15 protein-coding genes and 1 other RNA gene are annotated in these 17,556 nt (G+C 57.7%); 6 read left to right on the forward strand and 10 right to left on the reverse strand.

The annotated features are described in order from the left end of the window. The first annotated feature begins 21 nt into the window (after positions 1-21). Positions 22-3,120: a type I restriction endonuclease subunit R gene (locus G5221_RS06155; protein ID WP_421262972.1), complete on the forward strand. Its 3,099-nt coding sequence runs from the start codon at positions 22-24 to the stop codon at positions 3,118-3,120. Between the two features lie 54 nt (positions 3,121-3,174). On the opposite strand, the gene G5221_RS06160 is transcribed toward G5221_RS06155, so the two are convergent. Both G5221_RS06160 and G5221_RS06165 read right to left on the reverse strand, forming a co-directional pair. Further along, on the reverse strand, positions 3,175-3,609 hold the full coding sequence (locus tag G5221_RS06160; RefSeq protein ID WP_421262973.1) for a hypothetical protein: 435 nt from the start codon (positions 3,607-3,609) through the stop codon (positions 3,175-3,177). 20 nt (positions 3,610-3,629) lie between these two features. Further along, entirely contained in the window at positions 3,630-3,818 is a 189-nt protein-coding gene (locus G5221_RS06165; RefSeq protein WP_029303587.1) for a DUF3283 family protein, read from the reverse strand. Positions 3,819-3,933: 115 nt separating this feature from the next. Between G5221_RS06165 and umuD the strand changes: the two genes are divergently transcribed. From umuD to G5221_RS06180, 3 genes are all read left to right on the forward strand, one after another. Beyond that, positions 3,934-4,377 carry a translesion error-prone DNA polymerase V autoproteolytic subunit gene (gene umuD / locus G5221_RS06170; RefSeq protein ID WP_025327594.1) on the forward strand — a complete coding sequence of 148 codons (444 nt, stop codon included), beginning with the start codon at positions 3,934-3,936 and terminating at the stop codon, positions 4,375-4,377. Further along, complete coding sequence (umuC, locus tag G5221_RS06175; protein ID WP_421262974.1) at positions 4,358-5,617, forward strand: translesion error-prone DNA polymerase V subunit UmuC; 1,260 nt, start codon at positions 4,358-4,360, stop codon at positions 5,615-5,617. The genes umuD and umuC overlap by 20 nt, the downstream gene beginning before the upstream one ends. A gap of 519 nt (positions 5,618-6,136) precedes the next feature. Beyond that, complete coding sequence (locus G5221_RS06180) at positions 6,137-6,643, forward strand: hypothetical protein (protein WP_421172037.1); 507 nt, start codon at positions 6,137-6,139, stop codon at positions 6,641-6,643. 45 nt (positions 6,644-6,688) lie between these two features. On the opposite strand, the gene G5221_RS06185 is transcribed toward G5221_RS06180, so the two are convergent. From G5221_RS06185 to smpB, 6 genes are all read right to left on the reverse strand, one after another. Further along, entirely contained in the window at positions 6,689-8,389 is a 1,701-nt protein-coding gene (locus G5221_RS06185; RefSeq protein WP_151287302.1) for a DUF927 domain-containing protein, read from the reverse strand. An 80-nt stretch (positions 8,390-8,469) separates the two neighbouring features. Continuing rightward, positions 8,470-9,363, reverse strand: coding sequence for a toprim domain-containing protein (locus G5221_RS06190; protein WP_421262975.1), 894 nt, complete (start codon positions 9,361-9,363; stop codon positions 8,470-8,472). A gap of 2 nt (positions 9,364-9,365) precedes the next feature. Beyond that, the gene (locus G5221_RS06195; protein WP_139460606.1) at positions 9,366-9,638 is read right to left on the reverse strand and encodes a helix-turn-helix transcriptional regulator; all 273 of its coding nucleotides are present in this window, start codon (positions 9,636-9,638) and stop codon (positions 9,366-9,368) included. A 311-nt stretch (positions 9,639-9,949) separates the two neighbouring features. Further along, positions 9,950-11,164, reverse strand: a complete 1,215-nt coding sequence (locus G5221_RS06200) for an integrase domain-containing protein (RefSeq protein ID WP_187268279.1) — start codon at positions 11,162-11,164, stop codon at positions 9,950-9,952. Positions 11,165-11,358: 194 nt separating this feature from the next. Beyond that, positions 11,359-11,718: a transfer-messenger RNA gene (ssrA, locus tag G5221_RS06205) on the reverse strand. 166 nt (positions 11,719-11,884) lie between these two features. Beyond that, a complete protein-coding gene (gene smpB, locus G5221_RS06210; RefSeq protein WP_005334498.1) occupies positions 11,885-12,373 on the reverse strand; it encodes an SsrA-binding protein SmpB in 489 nt (162 codons plus the stop codon). A gap of 169 nt (positions 12,374-12,542) precedes the next feature. On the opposite strand from smpB, the gene G5221_RS06215 reads away from it, so the two are divergent. Both G5221_RS06215 and G5221_RS06220 read left to right on the forward strand, forming a co-directional pair. Continuing rightward, positions 12,543-12,977 (forward strand): SRPBCC family protein, encoded by a 435-nt coding sequence (locus G5221_RS06215; RefSeq protein WP_005334496.1) that lies wholly within the window; start codon positions 12,543-12,545, stop codon positions 12,975-12,977. After that, complete coding sequence (locus G5221_RS06220; protein WP_058059898.1) at positions 12,970-13,317, forward strand: RnfH family protein; 348 nt, start codon at positions 12,970-12,972, stop codon at positions 13,315-13,317. Before G5221_RS06215 ends, G5221_RS06220 begins: the two co-directional genes overlap by 8 nt. An 80-nt stretch (positions 13,318-13,397) precedes the next feature. Here the strand turns inward: G5221_RS06220 and G5221_RS06225 are convergent, their stop codons facing one another. Both G5221_RS06225 and fadE read right to left on the reverse strand, forming a co-directional pair. Next, complete coding sequence (locus G5221_RS06225; protein WP_227340993.1) at positions 13,398-14,672, reverse strand: amidohydrolase; 1,275 nt, start codon at positions 14,670-14,672, stop codon at positions 13,398-13,400. A 179-nt stretch (positions 14,673-14,851) separates the two neighbouring features. Next, a complete protein-coding gene (gene fadE, locus G5221_RS06230) occupies positions 14,852-17,308 on the reverse strand; it encodes an acyl-CoA dehydrogenase FadE (RefSeq protein ID WP_421252484.1) in 2,457 nt (818 codons plus the stop codon). Positions 17,309-17,556 lie beyond the last annotated feature (248 nt).

Raw genomic sequence — 17,556 nt, forward strand, 5'->3', positions numbered from 1 at the left:
CCTGTTGATGAGTGATGGTGCATGACCGAAGATCAGTTGGAACAAGAGGTGCTGGGGTGGTTGGCCGAGGTGGGCTATCGCGTGGTGTGTGGCTACGATGTGGCCCCCGATTCTGATAATCCGTGGCGTGCGAACTTCAATCAGGTGCTGTTGCTCGACCAGTTGAGAGGCGCTATAGCACGCCTTAATCCGTCTGTGCCGATGGTAGCGCGTGAAGACGCGCTGGCGCAGGTGGTCAATCTCGATACCCCGGCGCAACTGTCGGCCAACCGGGCGTTTCACCGCCTGCTGGTGAATGGGGTGCCAGTCCAGTACCAGCGGGATGGCGAGACGGTGGGGGACTTTGTCCGCCTCGTTGACTTCGAGGATCCTACCGCCAACGAGTGGCTGGCCATCAATCAGTTCACCATCAAGGGGCCCAAACACACCCGACGCCCAGACATCATTCTTTTCGTTAACGGGTTGCCGCTGGTGGTGCTGGAGCTCAAGAACCCGGCCGATGTGAATGCAGACATCTGGAAGGCATTCGACCAATTGCAGACCTACAAGGAGCAGATCCCCGACCTGTTCCAGTACAACGAGATCATGATTGCCTCCGATGGTAGCGAGGCGCGGATGGGATCGCTGTCTGCGGATGCCGAACGCTTTATGCAGTGGCGCACGGTGGATGGGGTCAACCTCGACCCCTACGGTGAGTTTGGCGAGCTGGAGACCATGGTGCGCGGCATTCTGACCCCGGCCATGTTGCTCGATTACCTGCGCTTCTTCGTGCTGTTTGAAGACGACGGCCGGTTGGTCAAGAAGATCGCCGGTTACCATCAGTTCCATGCGGTCAGGGCGGCCATCGAGCAGGTGGTGCTCGCATCGCGTCCAGACGGCAGCCACAAGGGCGGGGTGGTGTGGCATACCCAGGGTAGTGGCAAGAGCATCACCATGACCTGCTTTGCGGCGCGAGTGATGCGAGACGCCGCGATGGAGAACCCGACCATCGTCGTCATCACTGACCGCAATGACCTTGATGGCCAGCTCTTCGGGGTCTTCTCACTCTCGCAAGATCTGCTGCGCGAGCAGCCGGTGCAAGTGAGTACGCGAGGTGACCTGCGTGACAAGCTTGGCAACAGGCCCTCCGGCGGCATCGTGTTCACGACCATCCAGAAGTTCATGCCCGGCGAGGATGAGGACACGTTCCCTGTGCTCAGCGACCGCGCCAACATCGTGGTCATCGCGGATGAAGCACATCGAACCCAGTACGGTTTCAGCGCCTCGCTCAAAGCGCCAGGCAAGGTTGCAGAAGGAGCTGCGCGCTATCAGGTCGGGTATGCCCAGCACTTGCGCGACGCGCTGCCCAACGCGACGTTCGTGGCCTTTACCGGTACGCCCGTATCAGCGGAAGACCGCGACACTCGCGCTGTCTTTGGCGACTACATCCACGTCTACGACATGCAGCAGGCCAAGGACGATGGTGCCACGGTTGCCATCTACTACGAGTCACGCTTGGCCAAGTTGTCACTTAATAACGAAGAACTTCCCCACATCGACGACGAAGTGGATGAGCTGGCCGAGGATGAGGAAGAGAGCGAGCAGGCCAAGCTTAAGTCACGGTGGGCAGCCTTGGAGAAGGTGGTTGGCAGCAAGCCAAGAATTGAGCGGGTTGCCGCCGATCTGGTGGCCCACTTCGAAGAGCGCAATCAGGCGCAGCATGGCAAGGCCATGGTGGTCGCCATGAGCCGCGAGATTTGCGTGCACTTGTATGATGCCATCGTGGCCCTGCGCCCCGACTGGCATGACCCGGACCCCGACAAGGGGGCCATCAAGATCGTGATGACCGGTAGCGCTTCTGACAAGGCATTGCTGCGGCCCCACATCCATGCCACCCAAGTGAAGAAACGGCTGGAGAAGCGGTTCAAAGACCCGAGTGACCCGCTCAAGTTGGTCATCGTGCGAGACATGTGGCTTACCGGCTTCGACGCGCCCTGCGTACATACCCTTTATGTGGACAAGCCGATGAAGGGCCACAACCTGATGCAGGCCATTGCGCGGGTAAACCGGGTGTTCAAGGACAAACAAGGTGGGTTGGTGGTCGATTACATTGGTATCGCCAACGAGCTCAAGAGCGCTATCAAGGAGTACACCGCCAGCCGTGGTCGTGGTCGCCCTACGGTCGATGCCCGTGAGGCCTACGCGGTGTTGGAGGAGAAGCTGGATGTACTGCGCTCCATGTTGCATGGCTTCGATTACAGCGACTACCTCACGGGTGGACACAAGCTGCTGGCAAGGGCTGCTGACTTCATCCTTGGTCTTGAAGATGGCAAGAAGCGCTTTGCCGACAACGCGCTGGCGATGAGCAAGGCATTCACCCTCTGCTGTACCCTTGATGAGGCCAAGGCGGTACGAGAGGAAGTGGCCTTCTTGCAAGCGGTCAAGGTGATGCTGACCAAGAAAGAGGTCACCCGGAAGAAGAAAACGGACGAAGAGCGCGACCTGGCTATTCGCCAGATCATCGGCAATGCCGTGGTATCGGGCGATGTGGTCGATGTGTTTGAAGCGGTCGGCCTCGACAAGCCCAACATCGGTCTGCTCGATGATGAGTTTCTGGCCGAGGTACGCAACCTGCCGGAGCGCAATCTTGCCGTGGAGCTGCTGGAACGGTTGCTAGAGGGGGAGATCAAGGCGAAGTTCGCGACAAACTTATCCCAAGAGAAGAAGTTCTCGGAGATGCTGACCAAGGTCATCCAGCGCTATCAGAACCGCTCCATCGAGACCGCGCAGGTCATCGAGGAGCTGATCGACATGGCCAAGAAGTTTGCTGCTGTGAGCAAGCGGGGGCAGGCCTTGGGCCTCAACGATGACGAGCTCGCCTTCTATGATGCTCTTGCCAACAATGAGGCGTCTGTGCGTGAGCTGGGTGACGAGATACTGGCCAAGATAGCCCACGAGCTGACTGCCAGTCTGCGCCGTAGCGTGACCGTTGACTGGAGTAGCCGAGAGAGCGTCAGGGCCCGGTTACGTCTGTTGGTCAAGCGTATCCTGCGCAAGTACAAGTACCCGCCAGACCAGCAGGAAGAGGCTGCCCAGCTGGTGCTGGCACAGGCTGAGAGTTTGTGTGAGGTGTGGTGTTGAGTGGGGGAGGCGCGAGCCTCCCTCACCTTATCTATCAAGATGTGTAGATATGGCTTACTTCAGTATGACGCTGCCTGAAGGTATCTGGTTGGCCTCTTCGAGGCTCAGGTAGCGTGGGCCTTGTACGCTGGCCAGTGACTTGAATAGCCACGGATGCGGCTTTAGCCAAGCTTTGGTGTCTTCGTAAACGTCTCCACCGACCACGAAGTAACGACCATCACACCCGTCATCGTGTAGTTCATTGACATCAGGTGTCGAGAGTTTCAGCTGGCAGCCTTCGATGACAACCACGACTTGAGACTTGTAAACCCCAATGACGGTGGAGATTTTGTTGGCCATATCACTTGAAACCCGCCAAGCGCTAATGGCGCCCTTGTAAGCACCTCGGCTGGAGTAGGTCTCTACCAAGTTGACTACCAATGCCGTCACAATACGTACCTCGTTAAGTTGTTTGGAATGCGGTTTGTTGCTAGTGACCTGCATAGCCACCGATGAACGTGTTGATAGGGTCAGCGAGACTTGAAGTAGGCGACCTTTTCAAGGAAGTAGCGACCCAGTTCACCTTGATGTTGGTTCGCTTCGCTTTCTGCGCTGGCCAAGTGACCGTTGCGCTCCTTCCATACCGCATATGCGGCGGCCTTCTCGACCTCGACCCGTTCTTGCTGCTCTTTCGGTAGGGCACACAGATTGTGACTCATACTGACCTCTTTGTTATTTGTTGGCGCCATGGTACGCCATCACTGGCATGCGGGACTTGCGCTGGTTCAAAGGTGGTGCGCTATAATGCCTGTATATAAATACAGGTGTTTTGCCATGAAGCTGTTAACCCCAGACCCATCACCTGCCGAGGTGACCATCCCGCTGTTCTTGCACCGCGCCTCTTGCGGCTTTCCCAGCCCAGCCAGCGACTATCTGGAAGGGAAGTTGGACCTCAACACCCACTGCGTGGCGCACCCTGCAGCAACCTTCTATCTGCGTGCCGAGGGGGAGAGCATGACCGGGGTGGGCATCTTTCCCGGTGACTTGCTGGTGGTCGATAAGAGCCTCACCCCGCGCCATGGTGATGTGGTGATTGCACTACTCGATGGCGGCTTCACGGTAAAGACCTTGCAGCTCAAGCCGAGGTTGCGGCTGTTGCCAGCCAATCCGGCGTTCGCGCCTATCGACCCTTGTATGAGCCTCTCTTTGGAGTTGTTCGGAGTGGTCACCCATGTGATTGGCAATCTGAGGCAGCGTGATGGCTATAGCGCTCGTTGATGTAAACAACTTCTACGCCAGCTGTGAGCGGCTGTTTCGCCCTGAGCTGCGTGGCCGCCCGATCGTGGTGCTCTCCAACAACGATGGATGCGTGGTGTCGCGCAGCCCCGAAGCCAAGGCGCTGGGTATCAAGATGGCCGGGCCCTACTTCAAGATCCGCGAGCAGTTCGAGGCGCATGGCGGTGTGGCATTCAGCTCCAACTACGCGCTCTACGGCGATATGTCTGGCAGGGTGATGAGCACGTTGGAGACCATGGCCCCCGAGCTTGAGGTCTACTCCATCGATGAAGCGTTCATGGCGTTGTCGGAGTCGTTTGCCGGGGACCTGACAGCCTATGGACAACAGATCCGGCAGCGAGTGTGGCAGTGGACCGGCCTAACGGTAGGGGTCGGGATTGGCCCCACCAAGACCCTCGCCAAGCTGGCCAACTATGCAGCCAAGAAGTGGCCTGCCACTGGCGGCGTCGTGGACTTGCGTGACGAGCTGCGCCGTGCCCGGCTGATGGCTATCACCCCGGTGGACGAGGTGTGGGGCATAGGACGGCGCTTGGGAGCCAAGTTGGTGGCACAAGGCATCAACACCGTGGCTGACCTGGTGGCTAGCGATGCCAAAGGGTTACGCGCCCAATACGGCGTGGTGGTCGAGCGGATCGTACAGGAGCTGCGTGGCCTGCCTTGCGCAGAGCTGACCGTTGAACCGGCGGCGAAGCTGCAGATCCTCTCGAGCCGTTCCTTTGGTGAGCGCGTGACTGACCGTGGAGAAATGGCCCAAGCGTTGTCAGGCTTTATGGCTCGCGCAGCCGAGAAGCTGCGGGCCGAGGGGATGTGTTGCCAGCGGGTGCACCTGTTCGTGCGAACCAGCCCCTTTGATGAACGAGCCCCTTACTACAGTGAGCAGGCTGGCGTTCGGCTGGTCTGCCCTAGCGATGATACCCGGTTGCTGCTGCAGCAAGTGAACGTGCTGCTACCGCAGATTTGGCGCGACGGTTACCGCTATCAGAAGGGTGGGGTCATGCTGAGTGAGTTTACCCCCAAGGGGCAGCAACAGGCTGACCTGTTTGCCCCGTCCTCCGCTCAATCGGACGCGCTGATGGCCGTGATGGACCAGATCAAAGCCAAGGGATTGGGGCGAGTAGGCTTTGCCAGCCAAGGCACGGGGTCGCCTGAGTGGATGATGCGACAAGAGCACCTGAGCCCCTGCTACACCACCCGCTGGGAGGACCTGCCGGTGGCGAGGTAACCAAGGCACAAGGAACCTGCTACTTGGCTGTAGTAGGACGTTTTGGAAAAGTGCTGCGAATGTAGACGGGTCTCGGTGACACATTCCACATGCGCGGCGGCGGGGTCACCTCCCGCCCCCCCATCTTGATTTGACTCATCCCCACCACCCCGTCGGTACCGGTTTTTCTCCCTTGTGCAACCGATAGCCACACTCACCCTCGACTCATCCTTTGCGGGTGAGTGTGCTGTTATGACCGCTGCTAGGTATGGTAACCAATTGAAATTGCTAGAATGTTCGTTTCCTATAATAGGAAACGAACCCCATCTTTGGCATGACCTAGAGGAGGGGCAGTGCATTCGAGATCCCGTCGAGCAGGGCCGCATCAATCGACCTGTGGCCCAATATCTCTCATGAACTTATGAAGTTACACCCAACTTAATGGGAATAAATATCAATTGCATTTGGTGGCCATTTGTCCCCCTAAAGGGGGACTTAAATCTTGGGGCGGCAATAGTGCCAAAACCAAAGGACATCATCATGAAAGTGAATCTCGATCTCATAGAGCGACTCTTTGGCAAGTCGGGTCGGTCGATCCAGCGGATGCTGGATAACGGTCAGCTGACCAAGGAGGAGATGTTGGACTTCAGCCTGTTTGTCGCGTCACTGACGGTGGCAACAGGGGGCATTCTGGGCAAGCCGTTGATGGATAGCATCAAGTGGGGATTGAGCGAGCGCATCATCTCCGGTCTGAACCCGTCTCTCCTTGGGCTCCATGTTAGTCACAGCCAGCGGGAAGAGAAGGTGAGCGTGAGTGCCAAGCGAAAGGCTCGTCGTGTCTCGCTCAACGGTGATGAGGTGTTGGAGCTGGCCTATCTGATGGCCATCGCGGATGAACATTTCTTTGAGCAACTGCGAGGGCGAGTCGAGACCGACCTGCGGGAGAGGGTATGGTCGCAGGAGGAGCTGGTCGCTCAACTGACACACAAGCGGCAGCATTGGCTTGAAGAGGAGGGGGCTGACGAACCACAATCCCCTCTGCACTAACCACAAACAAGAAAAGGGGCCGCGTCCTGCGGCCCCTGTTGTTTATTATCCTCCTTGTTCCGACAACAGCCTGTCGTGGGCGTCCGCTATCTTGTCCAACGACAATTGATACACCCTGGATTTCTTGTGTCGGGGCAGGTCGCGGCCGGTGCCATGTGTGAGGATGCCGTGTTTACGCAACACCTTATGGACATAGTTGGCGTTAAAACCGATGAAGGTTTGTTTAAACCCATCCACATAGAGGTGCAGTTCGAGAGAGGTCGTGTAGCCGTAAGTCTCTCCCAGCTTCGTGACATTCGGCCCATCGGCAAGGAACTGCCCTCTGCGGCGTTCGAGTAGCTCGACCAACTGCTCGATAATGTTTGCTTCTTCAAGGGATCCGCTTGTACCACGCCTTGCGAGCCACTTACGGAATAGTTGCTCGACAACGGCTGCTACACTACCCGCAGGCCAACCTGTGATCCCGAAGCGGTTGGCCAACTCACCTGCAGCCGATATCAATCCGAATGCATCGGCCACCCTTTGCACTTGGCCATCACACTCTTTGGCTCCAAGCCGTCGCATCATGTCTGCGCGATGCTCGTCAACGAATGCCTGAGCACCATCGATGTCCAAGGTCAGCTCTTCAACAAAAGAGCGGAAGGCAACGCCATGATACCGGGTAGTACGTTCTGCGAGGGTCTTGGAGAGGGAGGCTCCACTCGGATGGCCATGCAACTCTTCGAAGATGCCATGGCGGTCGGTATCGGCCTCAATATTGATCATGCGGACATCATGGCCAGCTTTGTGACGCTTACCGACCGAGGCAAGGCTGTGCTCCAAGTCAACTTCCCCGTTGCTGAGGAAGGTTGTTCGCCATTGCAGTTTGGCACGGCGCGACAGATCGGCATTGGCACGAGCTCGTCCTTCACCGTTGGCCAGCATGTAGATGGTGTCGCCCAGAACATGAGGGTCTGCCTGCCCGATCTCGTCCAGAAAGAGGGTGCTGTCGTTGCACAAGTCTGCGGTGGTTTCCAATCCCACCTTGGTGGCATTCCATGTCTGGATCTTGTTGGCAGGCTTGCCGAGCACGCTGGCTGCAACCAGCATGGCGGTGCTCTTGCCGATTGAGGATGGCCCCACCAGATGGACGCCAAAGCTGCTCTGATTGGTCAAGCGCAGCAAGGGGCCAGCGAAAGCAAGCGAGGTACTTAATAGCAAGCGGCTGTTGCCAAGGCACAGCGCCGCAACTTCATCACGCCATTCGTCCAAGGTGCCTGCCACGTCGGATTGTATTGGGGTATGACCGGTATAGATATACTTGACCGCATTGGCATATCCCACAGCCCCATCTCCAAACATGAAGATGTGGGTATCCGGGATCCAGCCTAGCCGGTCATGCCGAATACGCGTGTTGTCAGTGGGCTTCGAGTTGAGATAGTCAATCAGCTGTCTCTTCATACCCAAGTTGAAGCGATAGCCTCCGTCCATCAGCTTCATCAACGCTTCGCGTCCGTCAGATAGCAGGTGAACATCTCGAATAAACGCCTCCTGCGGCCGGCCATCCGGGCTATACCAGTTGACCTGTATGCCCCAGCCTAGACCCGCAGTGTCGCTCCCGCTGGCGATTACCCAGAGTGGAGCACCGATCCTGCTCCACACATCGTCTTGACCTTTGTCAGTGGTGACACAGTAGAGTCCATCTTGAAACTCAATGGGACCTAACTGGAAGGGCTCAACCTTCAGCTCGTAACGCCTTGTATTCATGAGATATTCCTTTGTATAAAGTTGGTTGAACGATCCGGTCTCGTTGGTGTTTGTGACACAGTGACGCCGTGACACCGGATTTAATGGGCTGGAGGAGCGGCCTCAACACTCGCGAGCAGTGCGGCTTTGCCGTTAAGGCAGAAGAGGTCATTGAAGTCGGTTATACCGGGGATGGTCGGTGGCACAATCAAGCGGCCGTGCAGTTGATATGCTGCTGTACGCGCTTTGGTTAGTCCGGGGTTGCCAGCAGTGGCATGATCGTTGTCTGCACACACCCACAGCTTGCTGCTGCTATAGAGCGTGCGAATGATACGGCCGACCTCGAGCAGGTTACCGGCAGAAAATGCAATGGCGACCGGTATGCCGAGGTTCTCAAACAGCGTGGCCCCGGTTGCATAGCCTTCACAAAGCAATACGGGGGCGTCGGACTTGGGTGAAGGGCCAAGGAGTAAGAACCCGCCCTTGAGTGACAAACCCCGATGGAAGCGCTTATTCCCGCTTTCATCAATGTCTTGCAAGCTCAACAACTGGGAGCGTGCATTGAAGACCGGTACTATCAACCGGTTACCAAACTGACGAGAACCGACCCCTGAGATTTGTTTGCGTGCAAGGTAAGCGTGTTGGTATGGGGGCTCGGCTGCCCCCCAGATCTCTTTGGCTTCCTTGAGCGCCTTTGCTTGGACCTCGGCAAGCCGATTTGCCTCAGCAGCTTTTGCCTGCTGAGTGAGTTGGGCACGTATATAGCTTGGTATTGCGGGTCCGATTGGCCGCCATACGCACTTTATTCCCGTCTTCCACGAGCCAAAAGCGGCGTGATTACCCAACTCGTCGGTGATCAACCAACCATTGCGTGTACCTGGGCGGTCCCCTTGAATATGAAAGCGGAGGACCTGACCAGGTGTAGGGCTCAATGAGCGTGATGGCTTCACGCCCATGGCAATCATTGAGTCCTCCAAGGAGAGGGCGGTGGTCATGGTTACATCCCCCCGACCAACTTCTGCATCAAGTCCTCGATATCACAGCTGCGCCAAGCGACGCGGCGACCACCGAGGCTGCACTTTTTCGGGTAGATTCCCTTCCGAATACCGTCATACCACGTTGTCTTGCTGACAGGGATTAAAGCCAGCACTTCTTTGATATCCAAGAAGCGAAAGGAGGGTTCAGTGGATGAGAGCGGCTTGGCATGTGGGGCTGCGTGGAGGTGCTCGGCCTCTTTGATATGAGTCGAACGAGTGCTTTTAGTTTTCATACTGAGCTCCTTGCGTAGCGGTTCGTCAAGGTACGGCATGGTCCGGGGCCGTACAGTGCGCTCAGTAAACCACCGACCCGCAAATGCTATCGTCCTACTAGAACACCACTTTTATATGAATTATTTTCATCGAATGGTAGTGTTTTATTTGTTTTTGGAATGCATTGACGAAGCCAACAAGAAGGCATCCAGCAAGATGCTCAGTCATAAAGGGAGGAATAAAAAATGCCAGTCAAGCTGATGACTGGCATTGGAAGGTAGGGGGAACTGGTGCTGGTTCGCTCCCTACAAGATTCACGGCACTCTGGTGGCTAGATACGGAAAGGACCGAGCTTTGCTTGCTCAATATGTTCGCTCCACCACTTCATCATCGGGATCCTCTGTTCGAGGTAATCTGAGCGGTTATAGGCGCGGCGTATCTCGTTTTCATCGGCATGTGACAAGGCGGCTTCAATGGCATCTGGGTTGAAACCCTGCTCGTTCAGTATGGTACTCCCGAGGGAGCGCATACCATGAGCAACCAAGCGTCCCCCATAGCCAAGTCGCCTAAGCGCCGCATTTGCCGTCTGTGGGTTGATGTGTCCAAGAGGCTTTCGATAACCAGGAAACACGAATGGGCGATGGCCACTGATGGGCTTCATGCACTCAAGTATTGCAAGGGCCTGCTCGGTTAACGGCACCCTATGTGGCCTCGACATCTTCATCCGTTCAGCCGAGATGGTCCATACCTTGGTGTCGAAATCGATCTCATCCCAGCGAGTACCGGCCGATTCACTCGGCCGTACCAGTGTATGAAGGCTCCATTCGATTTGGCGGCGGGTCTCATGAGCGAGCCTGCCATCGTAGATATCGGCCATGAGCAGTGGGAGCTCGGATGGTTGGATTGTTGGCATGTGCTTTTTGCTTGGCTGCTTGAAGACTTTGCGAATCGCTGAGCAAGGGTTAGCTGTAAGCAAGCCATGGTTAACGCAGTAGTCGAGAATTTCGTTAATTCTCTGGCACAAACGACGCACAGTTTCATGCTTACCATCAGCTTCTAAAGGTCGCAGCGTCTCGATGACTTGCGGTGCTTTGATCTGCTCGATTGGGACTCGGCCGATATAGGGGAGTACATAAAGTTGCAGAGACCGCCATGTATCAGTCGCGTAGGCCGGGGTAACCGAATGCCGCTTGAGCTCCAACCACTTTGCCGCCATGTGCTCAAAGGTGGCCATCTCGGCAGCAAGTTGTGCTGCTGCGGCTCGGGCTCGTTCCTCTCGGTGAGTTTTCGGGTCTATGCCTTGAGCAAGGAGAGAGCGAGCTTCATGTCGCAACTCTCTAGCTTTGGCGAGGGTGATCTCTGGATAGGTTCCCAGTCCGATATTGGTCCGAGCTTTGCTAACAGGACGGTAGTACTTGAATACCCAAAGTTTAGAACCTTGCCGGGTGACCCGAAGCTGCAGCCCTTCACCGTCAGCTAAGGTGTACTCTTTCTCTTTGGGTTTGGCTGCTTTGATCTTGGTGTCGCTCAACCGATCTTTAGTCATTGTATCCTCCTTGATACAAGTACAGGTCTGGTACCAATGGAAAAATGGCACCTAATGCTCATTGGTACCATCAATGGTACCTACCTATACGGATTTCGTCGAACTCCCCCGAACTTCTCCGGACAACAAAAAACCCGCAAAGCCTTACGCTCTGCGGGTTTCTGTACTTCTTCGTTCCCGGCCGGAACATTATTTGGTGGAGCTGGGGGGATTTGAACCCCCGTCCAAAATTACTACATCCTTGGCACTACATGCTTAGTCACTCTTTACATTCGCCAACCCGCTGCGGAGAGACACGCTACGAATTGACTAGCTCGATTGGTTTTAATGCTTCCGCCCCGAGCAGGACTTCCACACGATCCTGTGAAGGATGACCTTCCGATTCCCTAGGACACAGGCAAGCTAGGGTAGAAGGGCTCTATGCAGGTTATTAAGCTGCTAGTGCGTAGTTTTCGTCGTTTGCGACTATTTTTTTGCGGTTTATTAACGAGGCCTACCGCACCTCGGCATGCACCTTGGGTTTCGTGAATCTTGTCGAATCCAGAATCAGCCCCAAGTTGTTAATTGCGATTGTACGCAAAAATGCTGTCATAGCAAGGCGTTGATACCCATTCCCTCTGGCAGCAAGTCTGTTTGCCGATTTATTGTACGCAGCTGAGCCTGAAGAGCCAGCTGCGCCGGGGGAAGGTGAACTGGCGTCCAGATCCTGCCAGTAGCGGGTTAGCCGCGATGCTTGTTCTTCATGATGCGGGCTTTTTCCCGATCCCACTCGCGGGCCTTGGTATCTTCGCGCTTGTCGTGCTCTTTCTTGCCCTTCACCAGGCCGATCTCGACTTTGACCCAGCACTGTTTCCAGTAGAGGGCGAGGGGAACTATGGTGTAGCCCTGACGGGCGATCAGGCTTTCGAGCTTGTCGAGTTCACGACGGCTCAGCAGCAGTTTGCGGGTGCGGGTCGGGTCACATACCACGTGGCTGGAGGCCGCTTGCAGTGGCAGGAAGCTGGAGCCGAACAGATAGGCCTCGCCATCGCGGAAGATGACATAGGCTTCGCTGATGTTGGCCTTGCCCGCCCGCAGGGATTTGACTTCCCACCCTTGCAGGGACAGACCCGCTTCGATCTTCTCTTCGATGAAGTATTCGTGGCGCGCGGTTCTGTTGAGTGCAATGGTGCTGGACCCGGCTTTGTTTTTACTGTTTTTTTTGCTCATGACGGGCGATTTCCGGCAATGACTAGGAGGCTCGTATTATACGTAGGCAGGGGCGGCTGTAAAACGCGCAGCAGGTCAAGTGGTGGCTTTCTGAGCGGTTTGGCTGAGGTTTTACCTCCACAACCCCAAACATGGTGATAAAATCGCGCCGATTGGATGAGGAAAAGCCATGCCCCGAATTACGCGCAGTGCCCTGGTGATGTTCAGTGCAGAACAGATGTTCAAGTTGGTTAACGATGTGGATGCCTATCCGCAGTTTTTGCCCGGCTGTGTCGGCAGCCGTGTCCACGAGGCTGGCGATGACTACATGATGGCGTCGGTCGATGTGGCCAAGGCGGGGATTGCCAAGACCTTTACCACCCGCAATCAGCTGGATGTGAACCGTCAGATCAGGATGGAGCTGGTGGATGGCCCGTTCCGCAAGTTGGCGGGCTGGTGGACCTTTACCCCGCTCGATGTGGATGCCTGCAAGGTGGAGTTTGATCTCGATTTCGAGTTTACCTCCAAGCTCATCGAGGTGGCCTTTGGTCAGGTATTCCGCGATCTGGTGAGCTCCATGGTCTCCGCCTTCTCCAACCGGGCGAAGGAGGTATACGGTGTCTGACCAGCTCAACATCGAGGTTGTCTATGCCTTGCCGCAGCAGCAGACGGTGATTGCCCTGCGGGTGGCGCCCGAGACCTGCGTGCTGGCGGCCATCGAGCAGTCCGGCATCGTGCAAAAGCACCCCGAGATTGACTTGTCGGTCAACAAGTTCGGCATCTACAGCCGCCCAGTGAAAGGGAGCGAGCCGCTGCACGACGGCGATCGTATCGAGATCTACCGCCCGCTCATCGCCGATCCCCGCGAGATGCGCAAAAAGCGGGCCGAGAAGGCCAAAGAGGAGGGGAGAGCCGATAGCGTGACCGGTGGCCGCCCCGATGTGCATCGCAAGCTCCGCGAGTAGCGGTCAGGTTTTTCTTGCAGAAAAAGGCGCCGAGGCGCCTTTTTTTGATCCCGTTAACCGGTGAGCTGGCCGAGGGGATATCAAGAGAGGGCTGCTTCTACCAAACCCAGTCGGGCACGGGCCCAGGCGACCAGTAGCTCTACCCCGCTTTGCATCACCCGCTCATCGAAATCGAATTCGTTGTGATGGTGCGGCGCCGCCAGATCGGCCCCCAGGATGAGGTAAGCCGCTTCGCCTCCCTGCTTTTGCACCCGCTCCATCAGAAAACCGGCATCTTCGCTGGCACCAAAGCGGCGAGTCTGGATGGTAGCGAGCCCCTGCTTGCGGGCCAGCGCCGCCAGCTCGGCCTGCAGTGCCGGGCTGTTGTCGAGGGCAATGGCCTCACCCTGCTTGATGATGCGATAGGTGACTCCGTGGGCGAGGGCAGTCCCTTCGACGATGCGCTGTACCTGACTGAACATGTAGTCGTTGAGCGTGCTATCGGCGCCGCGGGTTTCACCGCGCAGCTCGGCATGATCGGGGATGACGTTGCGGCCGCTGCCAGCGTGAAGCTGGCCGACGTTGATGCGGGTCATGCCGTCGCGGTGGCGGGGAATGCCGAGCATGGCGGTGGTGGCCATGCAGGCGGCGGCCAGCGCATTGCTGCCGGCATTGGGTTCGAGCCCTGCATGGGCGGCGGTGCCCATAAAGTGGACGTCGAACTTGGTGGAGCAGAGAAACTCGGTGGGGTTGATCACCAGCTCGCCGCTACCAGCGTGAATGCCGATATGGAGCGAAAGCAGGGCATCCACGTCATCGAGTGCACCACCGGCCGCCAGCGCCTTGCCACCGCGGCACCCCTCTTCGGCCGGCTGGAAGAAGAGCTTGATGCGACCACACAGCTGCTCTTTCATCGCCATCAACTGGCTGGCCAGCCCCATGCCGATGGCGGTGTGGCCATCGTGAGCGCAGGCGTGCATCCACCCCTTGTTGTGGGAGGCAAAACCCTCCTGCTGCGGTTGGTGTTGTTCAGCATCGGACTCTTCCACCTCCACCGCGTCGATATCGAAGCGAAAGGCCAGGGTCGGACCGGGACGGCCGGTATCCAGCTCTCCCATCAGGCCAGTGACATCGCCGATCCGCTCCAGCCAGTCGGGATGGGCTCCCTGACGGCGGGCACGGGCCTTCTCGGCCGCCACATCCACATCACGGCCCATCATCAGATTGCTGGCCAGCAGTTTGTCGCCAAGCACAATGCGATAACCGAGCTCGCTCAGGTGGTGGGCAATCAGGCTGGTGGTGCGAAACTCTTTCCAGGCGGCTTCCGGCAGGCGGTGCAGGTCGCGGCGCCACAGGATCAGGTGCTCAAGGGTCATCTTGGCTTCCTTGGTGATTCGATTTATCGGCTATTGTGCCTTTTTTCCCGGCTGACCACACGGGGCCAGCAGCTGGTCGGGGGAGCTGTGCGTGCGAGTGGTGACTGTTCGGGCCGTGAATAGTGGTGAGCGCCCATAAAAAACGCCTCCACAAGGGAGGCGTTGTCGATAGCTGGTTATCAGGCCGCGTGATGGTAAGCGGAGGCTTCAAACAGCTTCTTGTTGGCCACCAGATCGATGGGGTCAAAATCATCGACGTTGATGGTGCGCAGGCGACTTACTTCGGCGCGGCGCAGCAGCTCGGCTTCGCTCTGGGTCAGTACGCCAGCGGCCAGACCCATGTCGGCCACCTTGTCCAGTGCCATGAAGGGGCGCTTGATGCCATCGCTCTTGCAGACTTTCTCGAACAGCGGCTCGGCGGCCAGTACGTCATCGAGCGCCTGCTCCAGCAGACCGAAGGGGTTGCCCTCTTCGCGAGTCAGGTATTGCCCCTTGGCCAGGCGGCTGCGGGTCTCGCTCGGGGTTTGCAGCAGACGGGCAACCTGTTGGTCCAGCTTGTCGCACGGACGGTTCAGGTCACGACCCAGCGGCAATACCACGGCGCGCAGGGCAAGCCCAATCCAGCGGTTCGGGAAGTTGCGCAGCAGCTCGTCGATCGCCTCTTGCGCCTTGAACATGGCATCTTGCAGTGCCCAGTGCAGCAGCGGCAGGTCAGCCTGCTGGCGTCCCTCGTCCTGATAGCGCTTGAGGGCGCTGGAGGCCAGATAAAGCTGGCTCAATACGTCGCCAAGGCGGGCGGAGACCCGCTCCTTGCGCTTGAGCTCGCCACCCAGGGTGCCCATCGCCATGTCTGACAGGAACGCCAGGTTGGCCGAAAGGCGGGTGAGCTGCTGGTAGTAGCCCTTGGTCTGGTCGCCATAAGGTGCCGCGGCAAAGCGGGCGCCGGTGATACCGAGCCAGAAGCTGCGTACCAGGTTGCTGATGGCAAAGCCGACGTGGCTGAACACCGCCTTGTCGAAATCTTTCAGCGCCTGCTCCTTGTCGGGATGGCTGGCAGCCAGCATCTCCGGCAGTACATACGGGTGGCAGCGGATAGCGCCCTGACCATAGATGATCATGCTGCGGGTTAGGATGTTGGCCCCTTCCACCGTAACGGCGATGGGGGCACCCTGATAGCCACGGGCCAGATAGTTGTTGGGGCCCATACAGATGGCCTTGCCGCCGTGGATGTCCATGGCATCGATGATGCACTTCTGGGCACGGTCGGTGAGGTGGTATTTGACGATGGCGGAGATGACAGAGGGCTTCTCGCCAAGGTCGATACCGGTCACGGTCAGGTTGGCTGCGGCGCCCATGATGTAGGCGTTGCCGCCGATGCGGGCCAGCGGCTCTTCAATCCCTTCCATCTTGCCGATGGGCAGCTTGAACTGGCGACGGATGCGGCTGTAGGCACCGCTTGCCAGGGCCAGCATCTTGACGCCGCCGGTGCTGTTGGAGGGCAAGGTGATGCCGCGACCGACCGACAGACACTCGACCAGCATGCGCCAGCCCTGACCGGCCATGGCCGGGCCGCCGATGATGAAATCGAGCGGGACGAATACATCCTTACCCTGGGTCGGGCCGTTCTGGAACGGCACGTTGAGCGGAAAGTGGCGACGGCCAATGCCGACACCCTTGATGTGAGTCGGGATCAGCGCGCAGGTGATGCCGAGCTCTTCCTCTTCGCCCAGCAGGTGCTCGGGGTCACGCAGTTTGAAGGCCAGACCCAGCACGGTAGCAATGGGGGCGAGCGTGATGTAGCGCTTGTTCCAGGTGAGGCGCATACCGAGCACCTCTTTTCCTTCCCACTCGCCCTTGCAGACGACACCGAAGTCGGGGATGGAACCGGCATCAGAACCCGCTTCCGGGCTGGTCAGGGCGAAGCAGGGGATCTCTTTACCTACCGCCAGGCGGGGCAGGTAGTAATCCTTCTGCTCGTCGGTGCCATAGTGTTGCAGCAGTTCGCCCGGGCCCAGCGAGTTGGGTACGCCAACGGTGGAGGCGAGCACGGCGCTTGCGCCGCACAGCTTTTGCAGGACGCAGGACTGGGCGTAGGCCGAGAACTCCAGACCGCCATATTTCTTCTTGATGATCATGGCGAAGAACTTGTTGTCCTTCAGGTATTGCCACACCTCGGGGGAGAGATCCGCGCGCTCGTGGGTCACTTCCCAGTCGCTCACCATGCGGCACACTTCCTCGACTGGGCCATCCATAAAGGCCTGCTCTTCGGCAGAGAGGGCGCTGACCGGAATGGCGTGCAGCTTTTTCCAGTCCGGGTTGCCCGCGAACAGATCGGCTTCCCACCAGGTGGTGCCCGCTTCAATCGCCTCTTTTTCGGTGCGGGACATCTCCGGCATGATCGATTTGTAGATCTTGAACAGCGGCTTGGTTATTTGATTGCGGCGAAACTCCACCAGATTGAGCGGGATGGCGATCACCGCGAACAGCGCCCATACCAGCAAGGGCACATGACCATAGATGGCGCCAAGCGCCAGGGCGGCGCCGGTGACCAGGGTGGAGATGAACAGGGATGCCCGGCGATAGGCCAGGGCTCCGATAACCAGGATCACCCCGAGCAGAGTGAGGGTCGTCGTCATTGCTTGCTCCTTGCGTGTATAAATGTGCCAACTTGGTGTAACTCATCCAGAGGTCTGACCTGTTGGATATGGCCCCTGTTGTAATTCATACGCACAAAGTTATCAAGCTGTTTACATCTTCATTACCTTCTCTCTGTGATCCCCATAACGCTCACGCGCCGCCAGCGCTGTGGCTCGCAGGGGGGCGACTGTGCGATTCGCTTGTGCGAGAATAGCCGCGATCTACAAGCACACTAAAAACAGTGGAA

Source organism: Aeromonas sp. 602200, assembly GCF_049173895.1.
GTDB classification, from domain to species: domain Bacteria; phylum Pseudomonadota; class Gammaproteobacteria; order Enterobacterales; family Aeromonadaceae; genus Aeromonas; species Aeromonas veronii_A.